The sequence below is a fragment of the Halalkalibacter urbisdiaboli genome, from assembly GCF_002156385.1.
Taxonomy (GTDB): domain Bacteria; phylum Bacillota; class Bacilli; order Bacillales; family Bacillaceae_D; genus Halalkalibacter_A; species Halalkalibacter_A urbisdiaboli.
In genome coordinates this window covers 241,959-261,873 of record NZ_MVJM01000003.1, presented here as the reverse complement: position 1 = coordinate 261,873, position 19,915 = coordinate 241,959, and the positions used below count along the sequence as shown (strand labels likewise).

Here is a 19,915-nt window from a genome sequence, read left to right as displayed (position 1 = left end):
AAATGGTATTCAAAAACTGGTGTTAAATAACATTAAATGATTCATATATTAAATATATTAATATTTATTTATAAGGTTATTTGGAGCTCTATTTCGTCGTTACTTCATATACCAAACCCGTACTCCCGATTTATTCAATCGAAGCCTCGCGCATATTTAGTTTAGATTGTGCTTTTGCTAGCCTAATCGCTTTGTTCTTTGCTAAATAAATAACAAATGCCACTAAAAAAATAGCAAAACCAATTAAATCCATAGAAAATAACTGAACAATTCCCCAAACCCCTATCCAAATTAATACTTTATATTGAATCTCGTTATCTTTCATTTTCACTGCAATTAGAAAGTTCACAATCGCGCCAACAAACATAAATAAACCAAAGATTAAAATTATCTGTAGTATATTATTAACCATTTGTGATCCAGCTATCATAGTGTTTAAGTCTGCACTTTCTAACCGTTTAGCACCTTCTATATTGAACCATGAATAGTAACTGAATATCGTTAATAATGACGTAACTAAATTCCATAGTGAGCCGGATATTAATAATATTCTTTCTATTCCTCTACTCATCACTTTTTCCATGCTCATCATTCCCTAAATAAAGAATTGTCGTTTATCTAGCTAAACCAACCTCAGGCGTTATAATTATCCTTTAATTCCTGAGTTTAAATTAATAGCTGACACAAAATATTTTTGTGCAAAGAAAAACAGCAACAATGTTGGAATAATCGCTAAAATAGCAGAGCCCATTAATTGTCCAATCATGCGGTAGTTACCGTAAACATCTTGTAATAGCAATAAACCAGCTGTAACAGGCATTTTTTGCACGTCCGTATAAACGATAACCGGCCATAGGAAATCGTTCCATGACCCTACAAAAGAAAATAATCCACAAACAATTAATATAGGTTTAATGAGCGGTAGGATGATTTTTGAAAATATCACAAAATCACTAGCACCATCAATCCGAGCAGATTCATCTAATTCCTTTGGTATACCTTTCATAAACTGCCTAACTAAAAATATATTACCCATTCCAGCTAAACCAGGAATAATCATTGCCCAAGGTGTATTAACCCAGCCTAACACATCAATTATTTTATAGGATGGGATTAAGTTAACAACATTAGGGAAAAACGAAATCCCTAACAAAGTGAAAAATAATAAATCCCTACCTTTAAAATTCATCCTTGAATAGCCATAGCCCGTAATCGAAATAACGACAATGACTAAAAGAGTATGGGTTGTCGCTATAAAAATCGAATTCCAAATCCATTGTAAGATTGGGGCTGTTGATGTATTTTCTAAAATACTGACATAGTTTTCGACAATCCAGTTAACTGGTAACATTCTAAACCCTTCATTGACAACTTCTGTTTGAGAGCGAAATGACGTTGTAATCCCAAAAATAACAGGAACGACCCATATTGCACTTACGATTATTAGAAATAAGTATGCTAAATATTTTGATACTTTAATATTCTTTAACATCTTGTTAGCCCTACCTTTCTTGTTCCGTTTAAATCAATCCGTTGTCTTATACAGCATTGCGATTCATTAAATAATATTGAACTGCGGAAATAATTAATAAAACCAATCCAAGCATAACTGCCATAGCTGAAGCAATACCTGCTATCGATTCACCATGACTAAAGGCTAGATCACGAATATACATCATTAAAACAGTCGTACTTTGCCGCGGCCCACCATCTGTCATCATTAAAGGTTGAGCAAAAACATTAAAAGCTCCAGCTGTTGTCATAACTAGCGTATAAATTAACGGAAAACGAATAGACGGTAAGGTAATACTAAAGAATTTCCGAACTGGACCCGCACCATCAATTTCTGCAGATTCATATAAATCCTCTGAAACGCCATTAATGGAAGCACGATAAATAATCATGTTTCCACCAATACCAGCCCAAATCGTAATTACAATAATCGTTATCCAAGCATATGGCTGAGTTGCAGCCCATACTGGTTCCGAACCAAATACATTACTCACGACCCCTAATTGTTTGTTAAAAATTAACGACCAAATAAGCGCCGCTGCAGAAATCGATATTAATCCCGGCACATAAACAAGTGTTTGAAATAAATTTTTGAATTTGACTTCCTTATGTTCCAAAGAAGCTGCAATTAATAACGGAATAATAATCATTAACGGGACACTTAAGACAACAAAAATTAACGTGTTTTTCATCCCGTTATAAAATTGATAATAAAAGGTCGAATCCGAGTTAAATAATATCGTTTTATAATTATCAAGTCCAACCCAAACAGGATCACTAACTAGATTCCATTTAGTAAATGATGCATATATACCGAAAATGGTTGGTAATAAAATGAAAACAGCAAATAAAATGATATGGGGACCGACAAAGAAAACAGGTGTCAGATTCATTTTCTTTTTCATCGCTATACAAACTCCTTTGTTTAAAAGTAATGTGCCAAAAGAATTGGCACATTACTTTATAGTATCTATTCTCCCTCTTCTTCGGTTACCACGTTTTCTATATCTAATGCGCCTTCAGAAACCTTATCGTCAACGAATCGTTGCATTTCTGCTAATCCTGTATCAATATCGATTTCTCCATGAACCATATCAGCAACATAGCTGTCTAATGCTTCTGCAATATATGGATAGTGCTCATATGTGTAAATGTATAAAGATTCTGTTTGTTTTTCACTAGAAGTAAAGAATGATTGGATAAAGTCCCCATATTCTGGACTTTCAATCACATCAACACTTGCTACGATTTGGCCAGCTTCTGCCCATTCGATCGAATTTTGACGGATAAATTCTAAAAATTCGCTAATCCCTTGCTCTTTTTCATCTGTTCTATCTTCACTACTTAACATTGCAAACAAGTGAGAAGAAGCTCTGTTATGGAACGTCTCAGGATCAAATGAGTAAACATTTGTTACACCAAAGTCCAAATTTTCAACCTGGGAATGTCCAATTGAACTCCAAGTACCGTCTGTAGAGAATAATACATCACCAGATTGGAACATTAAGTAGCCATCTTCACCATAAGGTGTCATTAAGCCTGCATCCTTAAGTTCTTTCACCGCTTCAATTGCTTGTTTCATTTCAGGAGTATTTACAGCTGGTTCTCCATTTTCATCCTGTATATCTCCACCTAGGTTTTGAATCTGTGCAAAAATAACCCAGCTTAATAACGCATCGTTAAGCACGTATTGTCCTTCATCAAGTTTACCTTGTAAAGTTAACATTTCGTCGAACGTAACCACATCATCATCTAACCAGTTTTCTACTCCATATTTAGCAAGTAATTCTTTATTATAGTACATTGCACTACTATGAATATCTAAAGGAATTGTATACTGCGTTCCATCAACATTACCTGAATTCCATGCTTCCGCTAAGTAATTCTCTTCTTTTAATTCTGGTTGAACCTCCATGACACTGGTCATTGGCTCTAATAAACCTTGCTTAACAAAGTTCGGGACACGATCGGCATGAATAATTGCTAAATCAGGGATTCCGTTTCCTGAATTTAAAACGGTATACATCTTTGTATACATATCAGATGTAATCACATGCTTCACTTCAAATTCTGGTTCAGTTGCATTATAATCCTTAACTAGTTGATCCATGTAAGCACCGTCATCACCTGTTAGCGGTGTCCAAAATTCGATTGTATTTTCATTTCCACCACCACAACCTACTAATAGTGAAATGGACAATGACAACGTAAATAAAAACATTAATCCTTTTTTCATTTGTTTTTCCCCCTCGTTTTACCACTTTTAGATTCCTAGCTATAAGCTTGTAACTAACACTTTAAGCGGTTTCAAAATTTACATGTTCTTGACTCGTACTTTGTTCTTCATCATAAAATGACAGATAACCTTTTTAAACCTCCTTAAACAAATAGTCTCCAATCGGTAAATAATTGACATATATCACAATATAAATATACTTATTAATATATTTACCAACAAATTAATATTACTAGAAATCATTGACACCCTCATGAGAATTTTTTACCAAATTTGTAATTTGAAATCTATAAAATCAATCGAACGATAAGTGTTAATAACAAAAAACAACTATAAAAAAACTATATAATTTACAATAAAAGGTTATATATAAGTCTTTTTGTCTATTTCTGATTTATTTTGTCTAATAGAACACCTCCGCAATTAACATTTTCATTATTTAATTGACTTTAAATAAATTCATAAAAAAATAGAACCTGCTATAAGAGGTTCTTTTTTTATCCTTTATTATTAATCAACACTATTCAAAAGCTTATGTCTTACCCAGTTAAGATGACGATACATTTGCCTTCCTATCTTTTATTTAGAGCAATTGATAATCCAAATGGAATTTTGAGTATTATCCTTTTACCGAGCCAATTAATACACCTTTTTCAAAGTATTTTTGTATGAATGGGTATATGATTAATATCGGTAAAGTTGATACGATGATAACACCATATTTAATTTGATCCGCATATCTCTGGGCGTACCCTCCAGATGCTCCTCCACTTCCAGCTCCTTCAGCAAATACTTGATTGGAAATTAGAATATCTCTTAATACAATCTGCAGTGGCTGTAAACTATAATCTCGTACGTAAATTAACCCCGTGAAGAAGTTATTCCAATGAAATACGAGATAATATAAGCCAATAACAGATATTACTGCTTTTGATAGAGGCAATACCATTTTTATAAAAAATTTAAAGTGATTACAACCGTCTATCGACGCAGCTTCATACATTTCTCTTGGGATCGTATGTTCAAAGAAGGTTCGCGTAATAATTAGATTAAATACATTAACTGTTGCTGGGTTAAAAATAAATACCCACATCGTGTTAATTAAGTTTAAATCTTTCATTAATAAATAAGTAGGTATTAACCCTCCATTAAAAAACATCGTAAATACAAAGAAAAACATTAAAAACCGTCTCGCTCTAAATTCATATCTCGAAAGAACATAGGCTGCCGGCAACGTTAAAAGTAAATTAACAAAAGTACCTCCGAAAGAATAGATTAATGTATTCTTATACCCCGTCCAAATTCTTGAATCCTGAAAAATTTCCTGATATCCAAATAAACTAAATCCCTTTGGAAATAATAATACTTGGCCTGTTGAGACCATCGTTGAGTCACTAACTGACGCGATAATAACAAAATATAATGGATATGCAATAATTAAGAAAATCACTAAACATGCTGTATAAACAAATATATCAAACAGTAAGTCTGAAGGCTTTTTGCGTTTAAGTATATCCATGACCTTTTCCTCCTTACAGGTTTAATCCATTCACTAAATCCCCTTACCATAAACTAATTTTTGACGTTCTTTTTGCAATATAATTGACCATTACTAGCAGTGAAAAATTAATGAGTGTATTAAACAACCCGATGGCTGCTGCGTAACTAAATTGATTAGACATAATCCCGACTTTGTATACATACGTCTCGATTACCTCTGAAATAGGTAGGTTTAATGTGTTCTGCATTAAATAGATCTTTTCAAAGCCCGTACTAATAATCGTACCCATGTTAAGGATAAGCAGTATGATAATTGTTGGTATGATAGCGGGAATCTCTACATTCCTTATTATTTGCCATCTACTAGCTCCATCAATCTTAGCCGAATCATACAGCTGTGGATCAACACCAGCAAGCGCAGCCAAATAAATAATGCTATTCCAGCCAACATGCTGCCAAACATCAGAAAGAACATAAACGGGTATAAATGCGTTAACAGATGCTAATAAATTTACGTTACCCAAACCAACCACATTTAGAAAATGTCCAATAATCCCTGTGTTTGGTGATAATAAGACATTTAACAAACCTACTAACACAACAATCGAAATAAAATGTGGTAAATAAACAGTCGTTTGTAATACTCTCTTCGCTCGTTTGAATGTAATTTGGTTTATTAACAGCGCCAAAATAATAGGAGCTGGAAAACCTACAATAATTGTGGCTAAGCTAATAAGAAGAGTATTTCTAATTAGGTCACCAAACATATGACTTTCAATAAATTGATAGAAGTATTTTAAACCTACCCACTCTCCTCCAGTCAGACCTGCAGCAAAGTTATATTCTCGAAAAGCCAGTTGAATGCCATACATTGGAATATAATTAAAAATAATGACGCAAATAATTGCCGGAAGGATCATCAGCCATAATTGATAATCGCGTTTAAATGTATTGGCAATCGTCGGTTTTTTTTCAACCTTTAAATTTGGTAACTGAGTCTCTTTTTTGGTTTGAGAGTTTATAAAGGCCATAAATTGATTCTCCCCTTTATGATGAAAGATGCTATACCTTTTTGATAACTGGTATAGCATCCTCCAACTAGTCTACTTATTGAATAGCACTTACATAGTCATCGTAGTAAGATTGCATAATCTCAATATTTTGTTCAATCCCTATATTCTTTAATTGCTCAACATACGAATCCCACTCAGTTTCTATTCCACCTTCTGTAATCCATTGAGAATACTTAGCCATTGCTAGATTCATGAGTTCAGTGTTTGTTAAGCTCATTTTATTATTATCTTCATCCGTGTACTTAACGAACATTCCTGGATACACATCTTTAACCGTATCAATTGATTCAAATGCACTCATTAATGGTTCAGTTTGCGAATCAACTGATTGCATATCAGTACCTAGCTCTAATTCTAATGAGTCTGAAATATACATCGGTCCATTATCGGCCCAAGTTGATGTCCACTTCCATGTACCCGGATCCATCGATTCATCTTGCGGTGGTAATACACTATAAGAGCCATCCCCATTATCTGAAATATTCGGACCAATTGAACCGAATAACACCTGCATACTCACTTTCGGATCGTACAACTCATTTATAAATTTCATCGCTGCTTCTTTATTTTTCGTAGCTGATGACATTTGAACCATATTAATACCATAGTTTAATTGGTTATAATCATAGCTCCACGACACTTCATCAGCTGAGCTAGCTGATACCTTGATTTGTGGCATTGGTTCGTATTGTGTCGATAATTCATTACCAAATCTGTCAGTTAACTCCCAACCATACGTGTAGCCAATCTTGGCGTTAGAGCCTTCACCACGAGAAATTGATTGGAAACTAGAATAGTCTTGCGTAAACACTTCGGAATTAATCAAATCATCAGCCCAAAGCTTGTTTAAAAATTGAACTAGTTCTTTATATCGTTCGTCTATCAAAAAGTTTTTCACTTGACCATCTTCAACAAAGTAACCTTGGCCACCACCACCGGAAATAGTCATTCCAGTACTTCCCAAAAGAACTGTCGGTTGAAAGAAACCAAATCCAGTTGTACCTGTTGGGGCAAAATCCATTGGTATCTCATCGTTTGGATCACCATTACCATTAGCATCTTGCTCTTTAAACGCTTTCAACACTTGATACAATTCATCCCAATTTGTCGGCATATCTAAACCTAAATTATCCAGCCATTGTTTATTTATAAATTGTCTTGTTGCAGTCTCTGGCCAAAACCTTTGGTATTTAGGTAGACCAAGAATTTCTCCATCAAGCTGTGTTGCAATGATTTCAGTCTCAGGCTTTTCATGAAACATTGTTTGCACATTGGGTCCATGTTCAGCAATGAGTTCAGTTAAATCCTGAAACAAACCTGGAAATTTAGCAAAATCGGCATCAGTTATCGCATTTGGCCCAACGATTAAATCAGGAATATCACCACCAGCTAGCATGGCCCCTTTTTTCTGGTCCCAATCTGCTGATACTTCTTCCCATTTAATTGATACACCTGCACGTTCTTCTGCCTCTTGTAACCATTCCATTTCAGCAATATTTTTAGTAAGTGGATGTTTAAGTATGAGACCAGTTAAGATGACCTTGCCATCCTCTGTTTGTTCTTTGCTAGTATCCTTGCTACAACCTATTAAAGCTATACTAAGTAAACAAAAAACTAGAAAAACTGCAATATACTTTTTCATTTGGTTTCCCCCTGTTTTTAACGTTTTTCTACTTTTTAAAACAACTTTACTAATTGTCCCAAATTACTATGATGCACCAAAACCCCACATACAGTCCGACTATTCAGAAAATAGAATACGCTTTCATTTTCAACATAAACTGAATTAGACGTTTGACATTGTAAGACAAGACAATTCCAAAACTTCCCCCTTTTTGAAATTATTGATTGCTTTACATTTAAGTTTATAATACCACTAAGACAGCACAATTGTCGGTACGAAAAGTCAAAGAATTAGTAGACGAATACGACTTAATTTTAAATTTTTTGTATTTTTTTATCACATATTCTTTCAATAACAAATTGATGTTCAATTGTCATCATTTTCATTAACTTAACAGATATTTCCTATAAACAATGACATAACAAAAAACCCCGGGAATTCTCCTCCGGGGTCAATTTGATTACACTTTAAAATTAATTATATAGATATTCGTATTTCTTTTTATATTTCATTTACAATCCTAAGACCGTACACTCCTCCAGCGACCTTTCCTGTCTTAGAGGTAAATTTCACTTCAACTTTTGTCTTCCCTTTAGTTAAAGATTTAGGAATTTCATAACAAATATCAAACGTATCATCTGGCCGTCCACTCGCTTCAAGCTTTTGGTCCGCAATTACCGTTCCATCGATGACTATTTGAAATTCTCGTTCATATTTCTTTCCATCTACAAAAAAGGTTTGATCCCCACCAAAGTACGTAACTTGTAAGTACATTTGTCTTTTTGGCTCAATGGCCATTTCATAACTAAAAAAACCTTCATCGCGGCTATCACGCCATCCCTTTTGGACAATGTTTAAATACCCAGAATTCGAATTTTGTTTCTTAATTTGATGTTCTACTTCAGGTTGTTGTTCATTTGGCTGAACTTCATCCACAGTTATTGCTCTAAGCCGATCGAGCTCCTCTTTTTCTTTATCTACAAATGTGCGATACGCTTCCTCGTTCATTAAATTCCAATACAATGTATAACGTTGATGATGTAAATTAAAAAATGGAATTAACGTGATTTTAACATTACCCGGCTGTCCGACTGCATCCGTTTCAAAAGTTAATGGGACATTTTTAATCGGTTTAATCCACTCATTTAAACTATCTTTACTTGCAACAAGAGTTGGAACATCTATTAGTGGATGATTGTTTAATTTTAAATGGTCATCTAAAATGTCACTTTCCGGAAAACCCTCTCTCCCTAAAGCACCAGCAAGTACGATGGGTCCATACATGATTCCAGCTTTTTTTGAATCATCTTTTGCAATATAGGTGTGAAGATTCATCGGTAGGTCTATATCAATCTTATCTCCTGGTAACCACTTTCGCTCAATCGTTAAATAACCATCTTCAACGACGGAGTATCTTTCCTCCTCGTTTATGACAGCCTCCGCCTTTCCGGCTAACCAATAAGGCATGCGTATATGAATAGTTGTTAAGTCAACTTGCACCTCTTCAACATAAAGCTGCACTTTTGTAGAATTAGGAAAGTCAGTTACTTGCTTTATCTTTAGCTTTCGGTCATCTGTTATCATTTCAGAAGCAATAAATAAATTCACAAATAATTGATCATCTTTTTTATAATAAATATTTCTTGGATAGCGAGCTGGATTTTCCATTCCTGTTCCCGTACAGCACCAGAAAGAATCATCTGGCGAGCAGTACACTTTAAAGTGGCCAGGCTGTGTCGAAACAAAATATGTTTTCATTCCTGAATCAGGATCCTGTGACGCAAGAATATGATTGTATAAGGCTTTTTCATAATAATCCATATATTCAGCTTGTTGAGACCAATGAAATAGATGCTCCGTAAGCTTAAGCATATTATAGGTATTACATGTTTCAGTTGTTTGAATACCGAGTTTTTCGTTATTAATCGGTCCAAAATGCTCATTTATACTATTTCCCCCAATAATATAAGAGCGATGTTTCGTTACTTCATTCCAAAAGAAAATCGCCATATCCTTATATTTCTGTTCCCCAGTAATATCATATAATTTGGCAGCTCCAATTACTTTAGGGATTTGAGTATTGGCGTGTTTTCCTTCTAGTTCATCTATGCCTTTAGCTAAAGGGTCAAGAACCGCTTTATGACAAAATCTTTTTGCCAGATTTAAATACTTTTCATCTTCCGTGATAAGATAAAGATCTGCCATGGCCTCGTTCATACCACCATGCTCGCAAATGAGCATCTTCTCAAATTGCGCATCATTAAGATTGTCTGTTCCCTTACTCGCCCAATTAGCAAGCTTTATAACAACCTCTAGTGCTTTCTCATTCCCCATGAGGTTATAAATATCAATAAGTCCTGCATAAATTTTGTGAATGCTATACCAGGGTACCCATTGACCAGCTAAATTAAAATGTTCAACTTCAAAATCTCCTGTATACACTTTATCGAAACAAGTTCTCGGAAATCCACTAACGTAACCATCCTTGTCAAAGCTTTGAATATGCGCAAGTTCATTTACTGCATATTCAACCTTTTCCTTAAGGACATGATCATTTGTTACCGTATACATTTGGGCCGCAGCTGAAAGCCAATGACCAATAGAATGTCCACTGATTCCAGTCGACTCCCAACCTCCATAACGTGGTTTTTTAGGGGGTTGCGAAACTGCTTCATAACATGGCGCCACAAGTCGATCGACATCCAAGTAAACGAGATACTCTTTTCCTTTCTCCTGGGAATCTTTAAAAATGCCATCAAGTAGTTTAACGTTATCCATTCGATTGATCTCCTTTTTTTGTCTACAACTAATACTTACCTTACTATCTTAACGAGATATTTATATTAATTAATTGGTTAATCCAAACATTATTTTAATGTGAATCAATAATACCATGTTTTAAAGACATTGTCGGTATAACATTAAAAACATTACGTAGACAAATCCGACCTTTTTTCTACATATATTCATAAGAGAATCTATGTTTAACCATTGCATTGTATCTAGTATCCAATTAAAGTTAAATAGTAGGTTTTCTATACTTTCCTCTGAAAGATTTATCTAGATTATTGGTTTAGCTATATAGAAAAGGAGGACGAATAATGGGGGAATATCTTAAAACAGATGTAAGTAAACCTGTTGAGTTTACTAGCGGGGGGCGTTTTATTTCAAATGAACCTTGGAAGCATATGAAAAGAAACATCGATGATCTTTACGTAGCTATTATTAATATCAATAATGTTTTATATATAGAGCAAAACGGTATACAGTACGAGATAAACCCAGGTGATGTTTTTTTTCTATTACCAAAGCAACTACATTTCGGATATAAAAATTCTGATATTGGCACCTCTTATTATTGGTTCCATTTTTATTTCCCATCACCTGTTGAGCTGTTAGATGAGGAGAAAATGGATCAACAAATCATGGCAATACGCTCCTCTAGCTATACCCATACAAATAGGATGAATCCTTCGATTTTACTCCCGGTCCATTCAACCCCAAAGCATATCGAAAGAATTCAAATCCTCTGTAAGCAATTATTAGATGTATCAAATGCAAATTACTATAACAGTTATTGTGTTAATTATTTAGCGACCGCGTTATTAATTGAGTTATCCGAACAAACTATTACGAATTTCAATACTTCATTTGAACAATCAAACAAAGATAAAAAGCTAGCCATGATTCTTGAATGGATAAGGGTTCATGCTTTAACTAACAACATTTCAGTTCATATGATTGCAGATGAATTTAATTATAATAAGGATTATTTAACTCGACTTTTTAAACACACAGTAGGAATGAGTGTTCAAGAATATATCCATACGCTTAAACTAACAAAAGCAAAAGAATTACTAACACGTACCAATGAAAGTATTAAAACAATCGCCAACACAGTAGGCTTTTATGATGAAAAGTATTTTACTAGACTATTTAAAAAATACGAAAAAGTAACGCCTTCAGATTTTCGTAAAGCCTATTATCGTATGCCTATGAATAATGAGTGAAAACTAATTCCCCGGTGAACAATATAGATACTTTCCTCAATAAGTACTTGTTCATAAACTATTTCGAGAAACTAGATGTTACAAAGGAATTTATACTTTAAAATAATTAAGCATCCCAATAAATTGGGATGCTTCAGTTTGTCGACAAAGTCTCTATAACAAGACAGTCGACAAGCTTTTAGTATTTTTGTGGGTTGCCATGATAAGACGCTTCGAATCCGCTACCGGGATGGGGGGCACGCTTTCCGCAGGCGGGCGTGGAACTAACCGGCTCCGCCGGTGGATTTCCACCTGCCCTTTCCTCCTGCAGGAGTCGGCCCTCCCATCCCGTCCGCTTTTTCAGAGGAGAAATACGAATCCACTTCCTTTTTATCATCCTTTATACTCAAAAATGTGAGACAGTTGACTGGTTTTTTTCTATAATACGGATGAATACAAGACTGGGGTGAATGGGCGATGATGTCAAAAAAGTTGGAAGATAGGCGGATGCAAATGGAGATGGTCTGGATTGAAAAGTTAGTTCCTGAAGACCACCTTGTTCGTAAATTGGATCATTCGATGGAATTTGATTTTATCTATAACATCGTCTCAAGTATTTCACAAAATATTTGATCAACTAAAAGAGAAAGTGACAAACCTCAAATGGTTGAAGTAGATGCTGGATACAAGACACCGAGTATTGCGAAGAAACTTCAAGATGAGGCAACACGAGCTGTCATGCCGTATAAACGTCCAATGACGCCTCCAGGCTATTTCCGAAAACACGAGTTTGTTTATGATGAGTACTATGATTGTTACATATGTCCAGAAGATCAGATTCTCCCATATCGAATCCATCCATTTGTCAGGACTGTCCTGTGTTACACCAATGTACGAAAAGTAAAAACCATCAGAAGCTAGTTTTACGGCACATTTGGCAGGGTGCCTTAGATGATGCTGAACACTTGCGACATACGGATTTAAATAAAGAGATTTACGCGAAGCGGAAGGAAACCATCGAACGCGTCTTTGCCGATCTCAACACAGAAGCATGGTTTGCGTTGGACCAATCTAAAAGGGTTGGAAAATAATTCAATGCAAGCGATGCTTGTTTTCGCTTCCATGAACCTGAAGAAGTTAGCGAATTGGCACTGGAGAAACACTCATCCTCCAGTGTCACCAACCACAAATAAACAAAATCACGTAGAAACGCCTTTGAGAATCTTTTCTCAAAGGCGTTTTGTCTACGGTCTGAAGCATCCCAAATAAATTGGGATGCTTAATTAACTGATTAAATCTAGATTTACCTATACCTATAAACAATTGATGTACCCTTTAGGTCAGACGACTTTCACACAAAAAAGCGGAACAGGATAGATAACTAACATTGAAGAAAGTGCTTATAGATTTAATTAAACAATAATCATATTATAAGATGTTGTATAAAAAATAGATTATAAAGCAAATACGCTTAAAAATATGGTTTTATGATTGTTCCTAATACTTAAAAATCGTATTACAATACTTAAAAAGAAGCTGTATCAAGGGCATTAAAAAAGGGAAAAACACCCTTTTTCAGTGCCCTCCTGTAGTATCACTTTTCTTCTCATATAAATTCGTTTTAAATAATACTTTTTCATGAGGAAGAGATATGTTTAATAGACTAGGAGGAAAATGGTGTGAATCAATATTATATTTTTGGAGAGAAAAAGCAAGACTATACAATCATAACACGCAATACATTTTATCATTCTGAACAAGGCTATGGTTTACAAAAACAGGAGGAAACGGAAACCTCTATTTCCTTTCGTGCAGATGTCATTGCAGGTGAAGACTATCTAATTCGCTTAAAAATTAATAGGAAAATGACAAATGAACAGGGCTTATTCGTAAATGAAGTTGAAATGAAAAGAGGCTGGCTGGAGGAAGACAATGTTTCCATCATGAGCTTTACGTTTGCGGCAATTGAAAAAAGTTTAATTATTGATATTCCCGCATCTTTCGAGGCAGTGAGCGAGCTATCCATTACACTCCTACAAAAACGTACAGCTAGTAAAGATCCTGTCATTTATTTAATTAGTGATTCCACGGTGAAAACATATGCTATTGATCAATCACCAATGGCGGGATGGGGACAAGTTATTTCCCGCTTTTTTAGACAAGAAATACATATTGAGAATCGTGCAATGGGTGGAAGAAGTACGAAGTTAGCCTACACAGAAGGTAGATTGAATGATTTATTAGTCGATATTAAACCCGGTGATTATATGTTTATCCAATTTGCACATAATGATATGAATCAAGAAAAGCCCGAACGGTACGTAAGCGTCAAACAATACAAGGATTATTTAAACAACAAGTATATTAAAGGAGCAAAACAACGTGGTGCTATTCCAGTCTGTATGACATCTGTAAACAGAAGATCAATTCACGAGGACACCGAGGCATTTATTGACTCCTTCCCTAGCTATACCTTGGCGATGAGAGAAGTAGCAAATGAAAATAACCTAACTCTGCTTGAGTTAAATCAAAGAAGTCTAGCCTTTTTTAATTCCCTTGGCCTGAAAAATACAGACCCGCTCTTTATGCAGTTGCGTCCAGGTGAACATCCTAATTACCCAGATGGCTTAGATGACAACACCCATTTTCGCGAAGCAGGAGCAAAACAAATTGCACGATTGGTAATCGAAGAAATTGATGAAAAGCTCGCAGACTTACGTCCTTATACATTAAATCCTCAACATATATTAAAAGAAGTGTTCCCAGATACTATGGATTATTGGGCTCGCGACCAGGTTGAATTAATGGTCCGCTTAGGATACATGACTGGAGAAGAGGACGGCCATTTCCATCCGGAAGCGTACATTTTAGTAAGCGAATTTTTATCTGCTCTCGCGAAAATGGAGAATTCTAAAACACCGAACGAAGCTATTAAGATGACGAAACTTGATGTTCCTGAAGACAGATTATTAGACTTCGATTTCGCAGCTTCAGCAGCTGCTTACATGGGGTTTCCTGATGTAGACAATCAATTCCTACAAGCTGAGGCAGCCATTCATGAAGGTGCCCTCATGACCAAAGGAGAGGCAGCTGCTTACTTATATAAACTCTATTTTCATATAATGCTTAAAGAGTATAATGGGAATGAGGAATGAATACTAACTGGGTAGGGACATATCCCTACCTTTCTTTCGTCAGGTGCGTTTTTATAGTATTGCCTATTTATTATTTCCGCTGTTGTAAAATAACATTATTTAACCAAGCTAATTCAGATACAGTTAAAGTTTGCTTTTTCGTTTTTGCAAGCAAAGAATAATCAGAAATGATCTTTTCTTTTAAGGCTACCTCTATATTCCTTTCTAACACAAGCCATTGATAGTTGGATAATTCCAATGTCCTTGTCTCCTTCTTTTTTATTTGTAGTTATATTTTCTGTAACTTTTATTAAGGACATACAAAAGAAGCCATTGAAATAATTTATATGGCTCCTAAGAAATAAATCGGATATTACTCAGTATTCATACTCTTTAAATCCTACATCATGACTTTTGATAAATGATTCTATATTGGCTAATCTTTCCAAAAAACATTTTACAGAAACTGTATAATGTGCTATAGACATTGGCAAAATACGGGAAGTTATATTCGAATTAAACAAAAGAAGATATTTCAATAACAGTTTAATTATTATTAATTGGTACGTACATACTTGTTACTTTATCTACAATTGCTTTTGTAACTATACCGAGAATAATGTAGTATACGAACGAGTAAAAGTAAGTCCATTTTAAATACAGAACCGCTTCTATTAAATGAGTTAAAGGTTCTCCAATAAAAGCAAAAATAGCAGACATCACTAAGAGCGCAATAGCATAGGATGCCCATGTTCTGTAATATTGAAATATCAACATAAAGCCTACTGGAATGATTGACATATCAAATTCAATAGCCTCTGGTGTAAGTGGAATAAGCTGGGTAGGGTAGCCCCAAAAACCGATTTCATTCCCAAGTGCATCAAGAAATAAAGTAATAATCACAACGATTGTTCCCAAAAGTAACACTTCTAACATTCTAGTTTTGTCAACTAGTTTACCCCAGATAATCCACGGGATGATTAAAAATGCTAAAAGAACCCACCAACTCCATGTGAACACCTCATACATTAACCACCCCTGTATATCTAATTGAACAGCCTTGTTCTGTATCTCTAAAATCCTCCACATATTCTCCAATTTTTTATCCATTTTCAGCATTCCCTGTCGAATATTTTAGTCAGCGTAAACTTTATATTTACCTAATGTTTCTAAAATATACTCTCTCCACTTTACTTATTAAATCATACATTCAAGCACATTCTTTATCTCATCAAATGCCTAATTTTAGTTAGGACTAGCTCTAATCAAACATTTGGTCAATAAACTATCATATCTCTCAAAAAAAGGGTGATTAAATGTATACAACTGGTTTACACGTAATTGGTCCGACTACCCACTATGGACACGGTTTCCATTATGGGTACATTTGGCATCATCCAGGTTTCTATCTAGGACATGGATACAATCCAGGTGTTCATCATGGACACCATTGGTATAACAAACCTCAAGAACCGCATCATTATCAAATGAATCATGAAATGAAAGCTCAAAATAAACCCACTAAACCTCAGTCAATTTATAAACACGATTATCAATTCAATCATCACGGTTACTCCTTTGGACAAAGTTCCGGCTCGTTCCCCGAGTATTACAATCATAATTATTAAATGTTTTTAGAGAATGAATCTGAGATTTATTCTCTGAATTCCTCCTTTTTTATGGTTCGCAATCGGATTTTGTTTAGTGAGGATAGTTTTAACTGAGAAAAAATAGTTTGTTTTCGTTAAAAGAACCACTTTATCTTTGAAAATTAATAATCGTAGCGGCATTGAAGCCACTACGACTAATTAATAAGAAAAGCAGCTATATCGAAAGCCGAAAATAGATGGACAAAAATAATGTTTTATTTATAAAATGTTTAAAATAATTTTACCTCTGTTTAACCTATCTTCCATTAGATTATGAGCTTTCGCAACCTCATGTAATGAATATTCGTGACCTACTTTTATCTTTAATTGCTGAGTAGCCAAAAATGGAATGACATGTTCAGCAGTTTCTTGTAATAAATGTGGTTTTAACTTTCTTGTTGTACCTAGACTAAAACCTAGAACAGCTCTACAGCTAGAATGTAAATCGATTGTTTTAATAGTTCCTATCGCACCACTTGAATTACCGAAATGAACTAATCTTCCATAAGGAGCTAAACAATGAAAGCTACTTTCTGTAACTGTCCCAGATATCGAATCTAAGACGATATCTACCCCATTGCCATGTGTAAGCTCATTAACCTTTTTGGCAAAATCCTCTTCCTCATAACAGATAACAAAGTCAGCACCACTTTCTTTAGCTGTTTGGATCTTGTCTTTCCGTCCAACGGTCCCGATAACTGTTTTTGCCCCCATTAACTTTGCTAGTTGTATCGCTGTAGTCCCTACACCACCAGCCGCAGCGTGAACTAATACGGACTCTCCGTGCTGAATTCTTGCAACATTGTAAAGTAATCGATGGGACAAAAATGATACGATAGGACAAGCAGCAGCAGTTCTAAAATCCAATTCTTCTGGTATCGGGAACACTAATTTTTCAGATGCTACAACATATTCTGCATATGAACCATTCTTAGGAAACGCAATGACCCTTTGCCCCTCTTTAAGATCAGATACATTCGATCCTATTTTTTCTACATACCCCGCAGCATCCAAGCCTGGAATAAAAGGGAGCTTAGCACCTTTCTTTCCATATCTAGACTTTATATCTGCAAAATTAACACTTGTTTTTACAACTTTAATTAATACTTCGTTATCCCCAATTGACGGAATATCTACTTCTTCATATTTTAAAAATTCAGTGCCACCAAACTCCGTTACTAATACTGCTTTCATTTTACCAACCCTTTCATTTATCATTATGAAATGGAATACTTTTTACTTTTCTCCTTGCTTTAAAAAAGCTCTTTTAAAACACTTCTTTCCAAAAAATTTAATAGAGAAATATACAACACTTGTCACTATTATACTAATATGGCAGACGGCAAAACAGTGAATATCGTTTATTCAATATAAAAAAGCACTAGCGAGGGAATCCCCACGCTAGTGCTCTTATTATGTTATTGCTGAAATGTTGTTTGAAGACCGAGCCCTAGTTTCAGTTCTGCATTTGTGTCCAGCGCTGGTGCACTAAGATTTGAGTTGGATTGTCCGATTGGATTAAGTTCTACTTTTGTCGGAACCTCTGTAAATACACATTGGTTGTTTAATATGTCCGAAAAAGTCATAAACCCTAGGTTCATCCCAAGCTCTACATCTAGGTCAGTATTGTTAAAGGCACTAAAGTTGATGGTATCTGCCCCATTGTTTGATACGAGGTTTCCATCGGTAAGAAGGCTAAGACCTTTGTCAGCTGTTGAGCGAGACTCAATAGTATGGCATCCACTTGTGGATTTTGTACGGATTTCATACTCGATCCCAGTTTCTGCATCTACGTGAGAATGACTGTCTGCTTTAGCGTTCACTGACCCCTTCGCATCAGTCTCTCCATCTACTTCTGCTGCTACTGCCGGCTCTGATTTAGACTGCGTTTCATGGTCTGTAGACTCATTTACTTTAGAGCTAAGACCCGCTTCTACCTTGGAGTTAGACTCGATGTGAGTTGTGTCCCTTGTGGACGTTCCGCTTTGTTCCGTCCCTGCTTCTGCTTCGACTGTTGATTGAGACTTCGTGTTGATTTTATCACTAGAAGTCTCCCCTTTCACCTCAGTCTCTAACCCGACTTCTGCTTGAATAGAGCTTGATAAATCACTAGACTGCAGTGAAATATCTCCAGCTACATCTGATACAATTCCTAGTTCAAATGCGGAGCTGTTTTCAGCCGCTTCACCTTTTATCGCGCTTCCTAATACAACTGCTCCCAATACTGAAGTGACCACCAACGTTTTTAACATATGCTTTTTCATTATTTACTCTCTCCTTCTTTTTTAGGTTTATTTTTATCCTATGAGTAAGAAGGAGATCGCTTGTGGTGGTGGTATCGGAGGAGCATGGAACCATTGATCATAGTAAAATGATATACGGCTTCCTCGAGGCATGGCGCTTGATTCAAGATGCTCCCAACCTTCCGTACCGAGCCAATAAAAAGAAGAGATTGATTGGCCTGAGCTTGAATTAGTCCCCGTCCCACCTTGTCCTGGGTTACCTGTATGCAATCCTATTTCGGACGATGGGAATAGCGCTCTCTTTGACATTGATTTCCGCGAATTTGAATCCACTTGTGTCTTCTTTTTCTTTTCAACCAATTTAGGCTCCGAATCCGTAACTGATTGTTCTTTCGTTACGACTTGCCAAGTATCATCCTCGGTACGTTCTTGTTCTCTCTCGATATCCACTTTTGGTTCTACCTGTGGTGGACGAACAACTTCTTCACTCGTTTCCGTTTCAACAACCTCTTCAATTGTATCAACGACTTCATTCACGGCGGGAGCTTGAACGGTTTTGTCCACTTTTTTCGTAACATCGTTCGCGGTTGCTGTTACTGTCTTGGCCGTATCTGAGACAACCTGTTCGGCTGCATCTTTTACATTGTTAATCAGAGGTTTGCTCTTGGGCTCTGATTGAGTTTCCCGTTCGGCCTCTTCGTCAATATTCAACTGTTCTGTAGAAGCTTCAACCTCTTCGACGACTTCATTCACAGCAGGTACGGTTGAGCCCAATGCATGCGATGACTGCGGATAGATAAAACACACCGCGAAACTAATAGAGAAAAAGGTTGCTAGTATCATTCGGTTCATTCCGACACATTCACCCCCTTTCAAAACCACTTTTTTATAAGCGGCAACGTTATTTGATATGTATAATAGACTTATCTCAGAGGGCACTGAAAAAGGGTGCTTT

At 35.6% G+C, this 19,915-nt stretch carries 17 protein-coding genes and 1 pseudogene; 5 read left to right on the top strand and 13 right to left on the bottom strand.

What is annotated here, in order from left to right:
- Nucleotides 1-130 precede the first annotated feature (130 nt).
- The 8 genes from B1R93_RS15560 to B1R93_RS15525 all read right to left on the bottom strand — a co-directional run bounded on the left by B1R93_RS15560 (nucleotide 131) and on the right by B1R93_RS15525 (nucleotide 10,723).
- Nucleotides 131-571, bottom strand: coding sequence for a hypothetical protein (locus tag B1R93_RS15560; RefSeq protein WP_088105650.1), 441 nt, complete (start codon nucleotides 569-571; stop codon nucleotides 131-133).
- Between the two features lie 75 nt (nucleotides 572-646).
- Nucleotides 647-1,492, bottom strand: a complete 846-nt coding sequence (locus tag B1R93_RS15555; protein ID WP_088104885.1) for a carbohydrate ABC transporter permease — start codon at nucleotides 1,490-1,492, stop codon at nucleotides 647-649.
- A 46-nt stretch (nucleotides 1,493-1,538) separates the two neighbouring features.
- Entirely contained in the window at nucleotides 1,539-2,417 is an 879-nt protein-coding gene (locus tag B1R93_RS15550; RefSeq protein ID WP_088104884.1) for a carbohydrate ABC transporter permease, read from the bottom strand.
- A 65-nt stretch (nucleotides 2,418-2,482) separates the two neighbouring features.
- Entirely contained in the window at nucleotides 2,483-3,748 is a 1,266-nt protein-coding gene (locus B1R93_RS15545; RefSeq protein WP_088104883.1) for an extracellular solute-binding protein, read from the bottom strand.
- A 619-nt stretch (nucleotides 3,749-4,367) separates the two neighbouring features.
- Complete coding sequence (locus B1R93_RS15540) at nucleotides 4,368-5,267, bottom strand: carbohydrate ABC transporter permease (RefSeq protein WP_088104882.1); 900 nt, start codon at nucleotides 5,265-5,267, stop codon at nucleotides 4,368-4,370.
- A 43-nt stretch (nucleotides 5,268-5,310) separates the two neighbouring features.
- Nucleotides 5,311-6,168 (bottom strand): ABC transporter permease, encoded by an 858-nt coding sequence (locus tag B1R93_RS15535; RefSeq protein WP_245308339.1) that lies wholly within the window; start codon nucleotides 6,166-6,168, stop codon nucleotides 5,311-5,313.
- A 187-nt stretch (nucleotides 6,169-6,355) separates the two neighbouring features.
- Nucleotides 6,356-7,963: an extracellular solute-binding protein gene (locus B1R93_RS15530; protein WP_088104880.1), complete on the bottom strand. Its 1,608-nt coding sequence runs from the start codon at nucleotides 7,961-7,963 to the stop codon at nucleotides 6,356-6,358.
- 483 nt (nucleotides 7,964-8,446) lie between these two features.
- Nucleotides 8,447-10,723 (bottom strand): glycoside hydrolase family 127 protein, encoded by a 2,277-nt coding sequence (locus B1R93_RS15525; protein ID WP_088104879.1) that lies wholly within the window; start codon nucleotides 10,721-10,723, stop codon nucleotides 8,447-8,449.
- A 323-nt stretch (nucleotides 10,724-11,046) separates the two neighbouring features.
- On the opposite strand from B1R93_RS15525, the gene B1R93_RS15520 reads away from it, so the two are divergent.
- From B1R93_RS15520 to B1R93_RS15505, 4 genes and pseudogenes are all read left to right on the top strand, one after another.
- Complete coding sequence (locus tag B1R93_RS15520) at nucleotides 11,047-11,955, top strand: AraC family transcriptional regulator (protein ID WP_088104878.1); 909 nt, start codon at nucleotides 11,047-11,049, stop codon at nucleotides 11,953-11,955.
- A 456-nt stretch (nucleotides 11,956-12,411) separates the two neighbouring features.
- Nucleotides 12,412-12,567 carry a hypothetical protein gene (locus B1R93_RS23065; RefSeq protein ID WP_165763846.1) on the top strand — a complete coding sequence of 52 codons (156 nt, stop codon included), beginning with the start codon at nucleotides 12,412-12,414 and terminating at the stop codon, nucleotides 12,565-12,567.
- A gap of 21 nt (nucleotides 12,568-12,588) precedes the next feature.
- A pseudogene (locus B1R93_RS15510) lies at nucleotides 12,589-13,217 on the top strand (transposase); the annotation flags it as partial.
- A 396-nt stretch (nucleotides 13,218-13,613) separates the two neighbouring features.
- The gene (locus B1R93_RS15505; RefSeq protein ID WP_088104876.1) at nucleotides 13,614-15,089 is read left to right on the top strand and encodes a rhamnogalacturonan acetylesterase; all 1,476 of its coding nucleotides are present in this window, start codon (nucleotides 13,614-13,616) and stop codon (nucleotides 15,087-15,089) included.
- A gap of 70 nt (nucleotides 15,090-15,159) precedes the next feature.
- Here the strand turns inward: B1R93_RS15505 and B1R93_RS23060 are convergent, their stop codons facing one another.
- Nucleotides 15,160-15,327 carry a hypothetical protein gene (locus tag B1R93_RS23060; RefSeq protein WP_165763845.1) on the bottom strand — a complete coding sequence of 56 codons (168 nt, stop codon included), beginning with the start codon at nucleotides 15,325-15,327 and terminating at the stop codon, nucleotides 15,160-15,162.
- 287 nt (nucleotides 15,328-15,614) lie between these two features.
- Nucleotides 15,615-16,178 (bottom strand): CBO0543 family protein, encoded by a 564-nt coding sequence (locus tag B1R93_RS15500; RefSeq protein WP_088104875.1) that lies wholly within the window; start codon nucleotides 16,176-16,178, stop codon nucleotides 15,615-15,617.
- Nucleotides 16,179-16,384: 206 nt separating this feature from the next.
- Here B1R93_RS15500 and B1R93_RS15495 point away from each other — a divergent pair, with 206 nt between their 5' ends.
- Nucleotides 16,385-16,696 (top strand): hypothetical protein, encoded by a 312-nt coding sequence (locus B1R93_RS15495; protein ID WP_088104874.1) that lies wholly within the window; start codon nucleotides 16,385-16,387, stop codon nucleotides 16,694-16,696.
- Nucleotides 16,697-16,936: 240 nt separating this feature from the next.
- Here the strand turns inward: B1R93_RS15495 and B1R93_RS15490 are convergent, their stop codons facing one another.
- The 3 genes from B1R93_RS15490 to B1R93_RS15480 form a co-directional block, all read right to left on the bottom strand.
- Entirely contained in the window at nucleotides 16,937-17,911 is a 975-nt protein-coding gene (locus B1R93_RS15490) for a quinone oxidoreductase family protein (protein ID WP_088105649.1), read from the bottom strand.
- 224 nt (nucleotides 17,912-18,135) lie between these two features.
- Nucleotides 18,136-18,981: a hypothetical protein gene (locus tag B1R93_RS15485; protein ID WP_088104873.1), complete on the bottom strand. Its 846-nt coding sequence runs from the start codon at nucleotides 18,979-18,981 to the stop codon at nucleotides 18,136-18,138.
- Between the two features lie 33 nt (nucleotides 18,982-19,014).
- On the bottom strand, nucleotides 19,015-19,812 hold the full coding sequence (locus B1R93_RS15480) for a hypothetical protein (RefSeq protein ID WP_088104872.1): 798 nt from the start codon (nucleotides 19,810-19,812) through the stop codon (nucleotides 19,015-19,017).
- Nucleotides 19,813-19,915: the final 103 nt, after the last annotated feature.

Coding starts and splice junctions, on each gene's coding strand:
- B1R93_RS15560 (WP_088105650.1), bottom strand. CDS start 571: ATGAGTAGAGGAATAGAAAGAATATTATTAATATCCGGCTCACTATGG.
- B1R93_RS15545 (WP_088104883.1), bottom strand. CDS start 3,748: ATGAAAAAAGGATTAATGTTTTTATTTACGTTGTCATTGTCCATTTCA.
- B1R93_RS15525 (WP_088104879.1), bottom strand. CDS start 10,723: ATGGATAACGTTAAACTACTTGATGGCATTTTTAAAGATTCCCAGGAG.
- B1R93_RS15555 (WP_088104885.1), bottom strand. CDS start 1,492: ATGTTAAAGAATATTAAAGTATCAAAATATTTAGCATACTTATTTCTA.
- B1R93_RS15490 (WP_088105649.1), bottom strand. CDS start 17,911: ATGAAAGCAGTATTAGTAACGGAGTTTGGTGGCACTGAATTTTTAAAA.
- B1R93_RS15540 (WP_088104882.1), bottom strand. CDS start 5,267: ATGGATATACTTAAACGCAAAAAGCCTTCAGACTTACTGTTTGATATA.
- B1R93_RS15520 (WP_088104878.1), top strand. CDS start 11,047: ATGGGGGAATATCTTAAAACAGATGTAAGTAAACCTGTTGAGTTTACT.
- B1R93_RS15550 (WP_088104884.1), bottom strand. CDS start 2,417: ATGAAAAAGAAAATGAATCTGACACCTGTTTTCTTTGTCGGTCCCCAT.
- B1R93_RS15530 (WP_088104880.1), bottom strand. CDS start 7,963: ATGAAAAAGTATATTGCAGTTTTTCTAGTTTTTTGTTTACTTAGTATA.
- B1R93_RS15480 (WP_088104872.1), bottom strand. CDS start 19,812: ATGAACCGAATGATACTAGCAACCTTTTTCTCTATTAGTTTCGCGGTG.
- B1R93_RS15500 (WP_088104875.1), bottom strand. CDS start 16,178: ATGGATAAAAAATTGGAGAATATGTGGAGGATTTTAGAGATACAGAAC.
- B1R93_RS15535 (WP_245308339.1), bottom strand. CDS start 6,168: ATGATCCTTCCGGCAATTATTTGCGTCATTATTTTTAATTATATTCCA.
- B1R93_RS15495 (WP_088104874.1), top strand. CDS start 16,385: ATGTATACAACTGGTTTACACGTAATTGGTCCGACTACCCACTATGGA.
- B1R93_RS15485 (WP_088104873.1), bottom strand. CDS start 18,981: ATGAAAAAGCATATGTTAAAAACGTTGGTGGTCACTTCAGTATTGGGA.
- B1R93_RS23065 (WP_165763846.1), top strand. CDS start 12,412: ATGATGTCAAAAAAGTTGGAAGATAGGCGGATGCAAATGGAGATGGTC.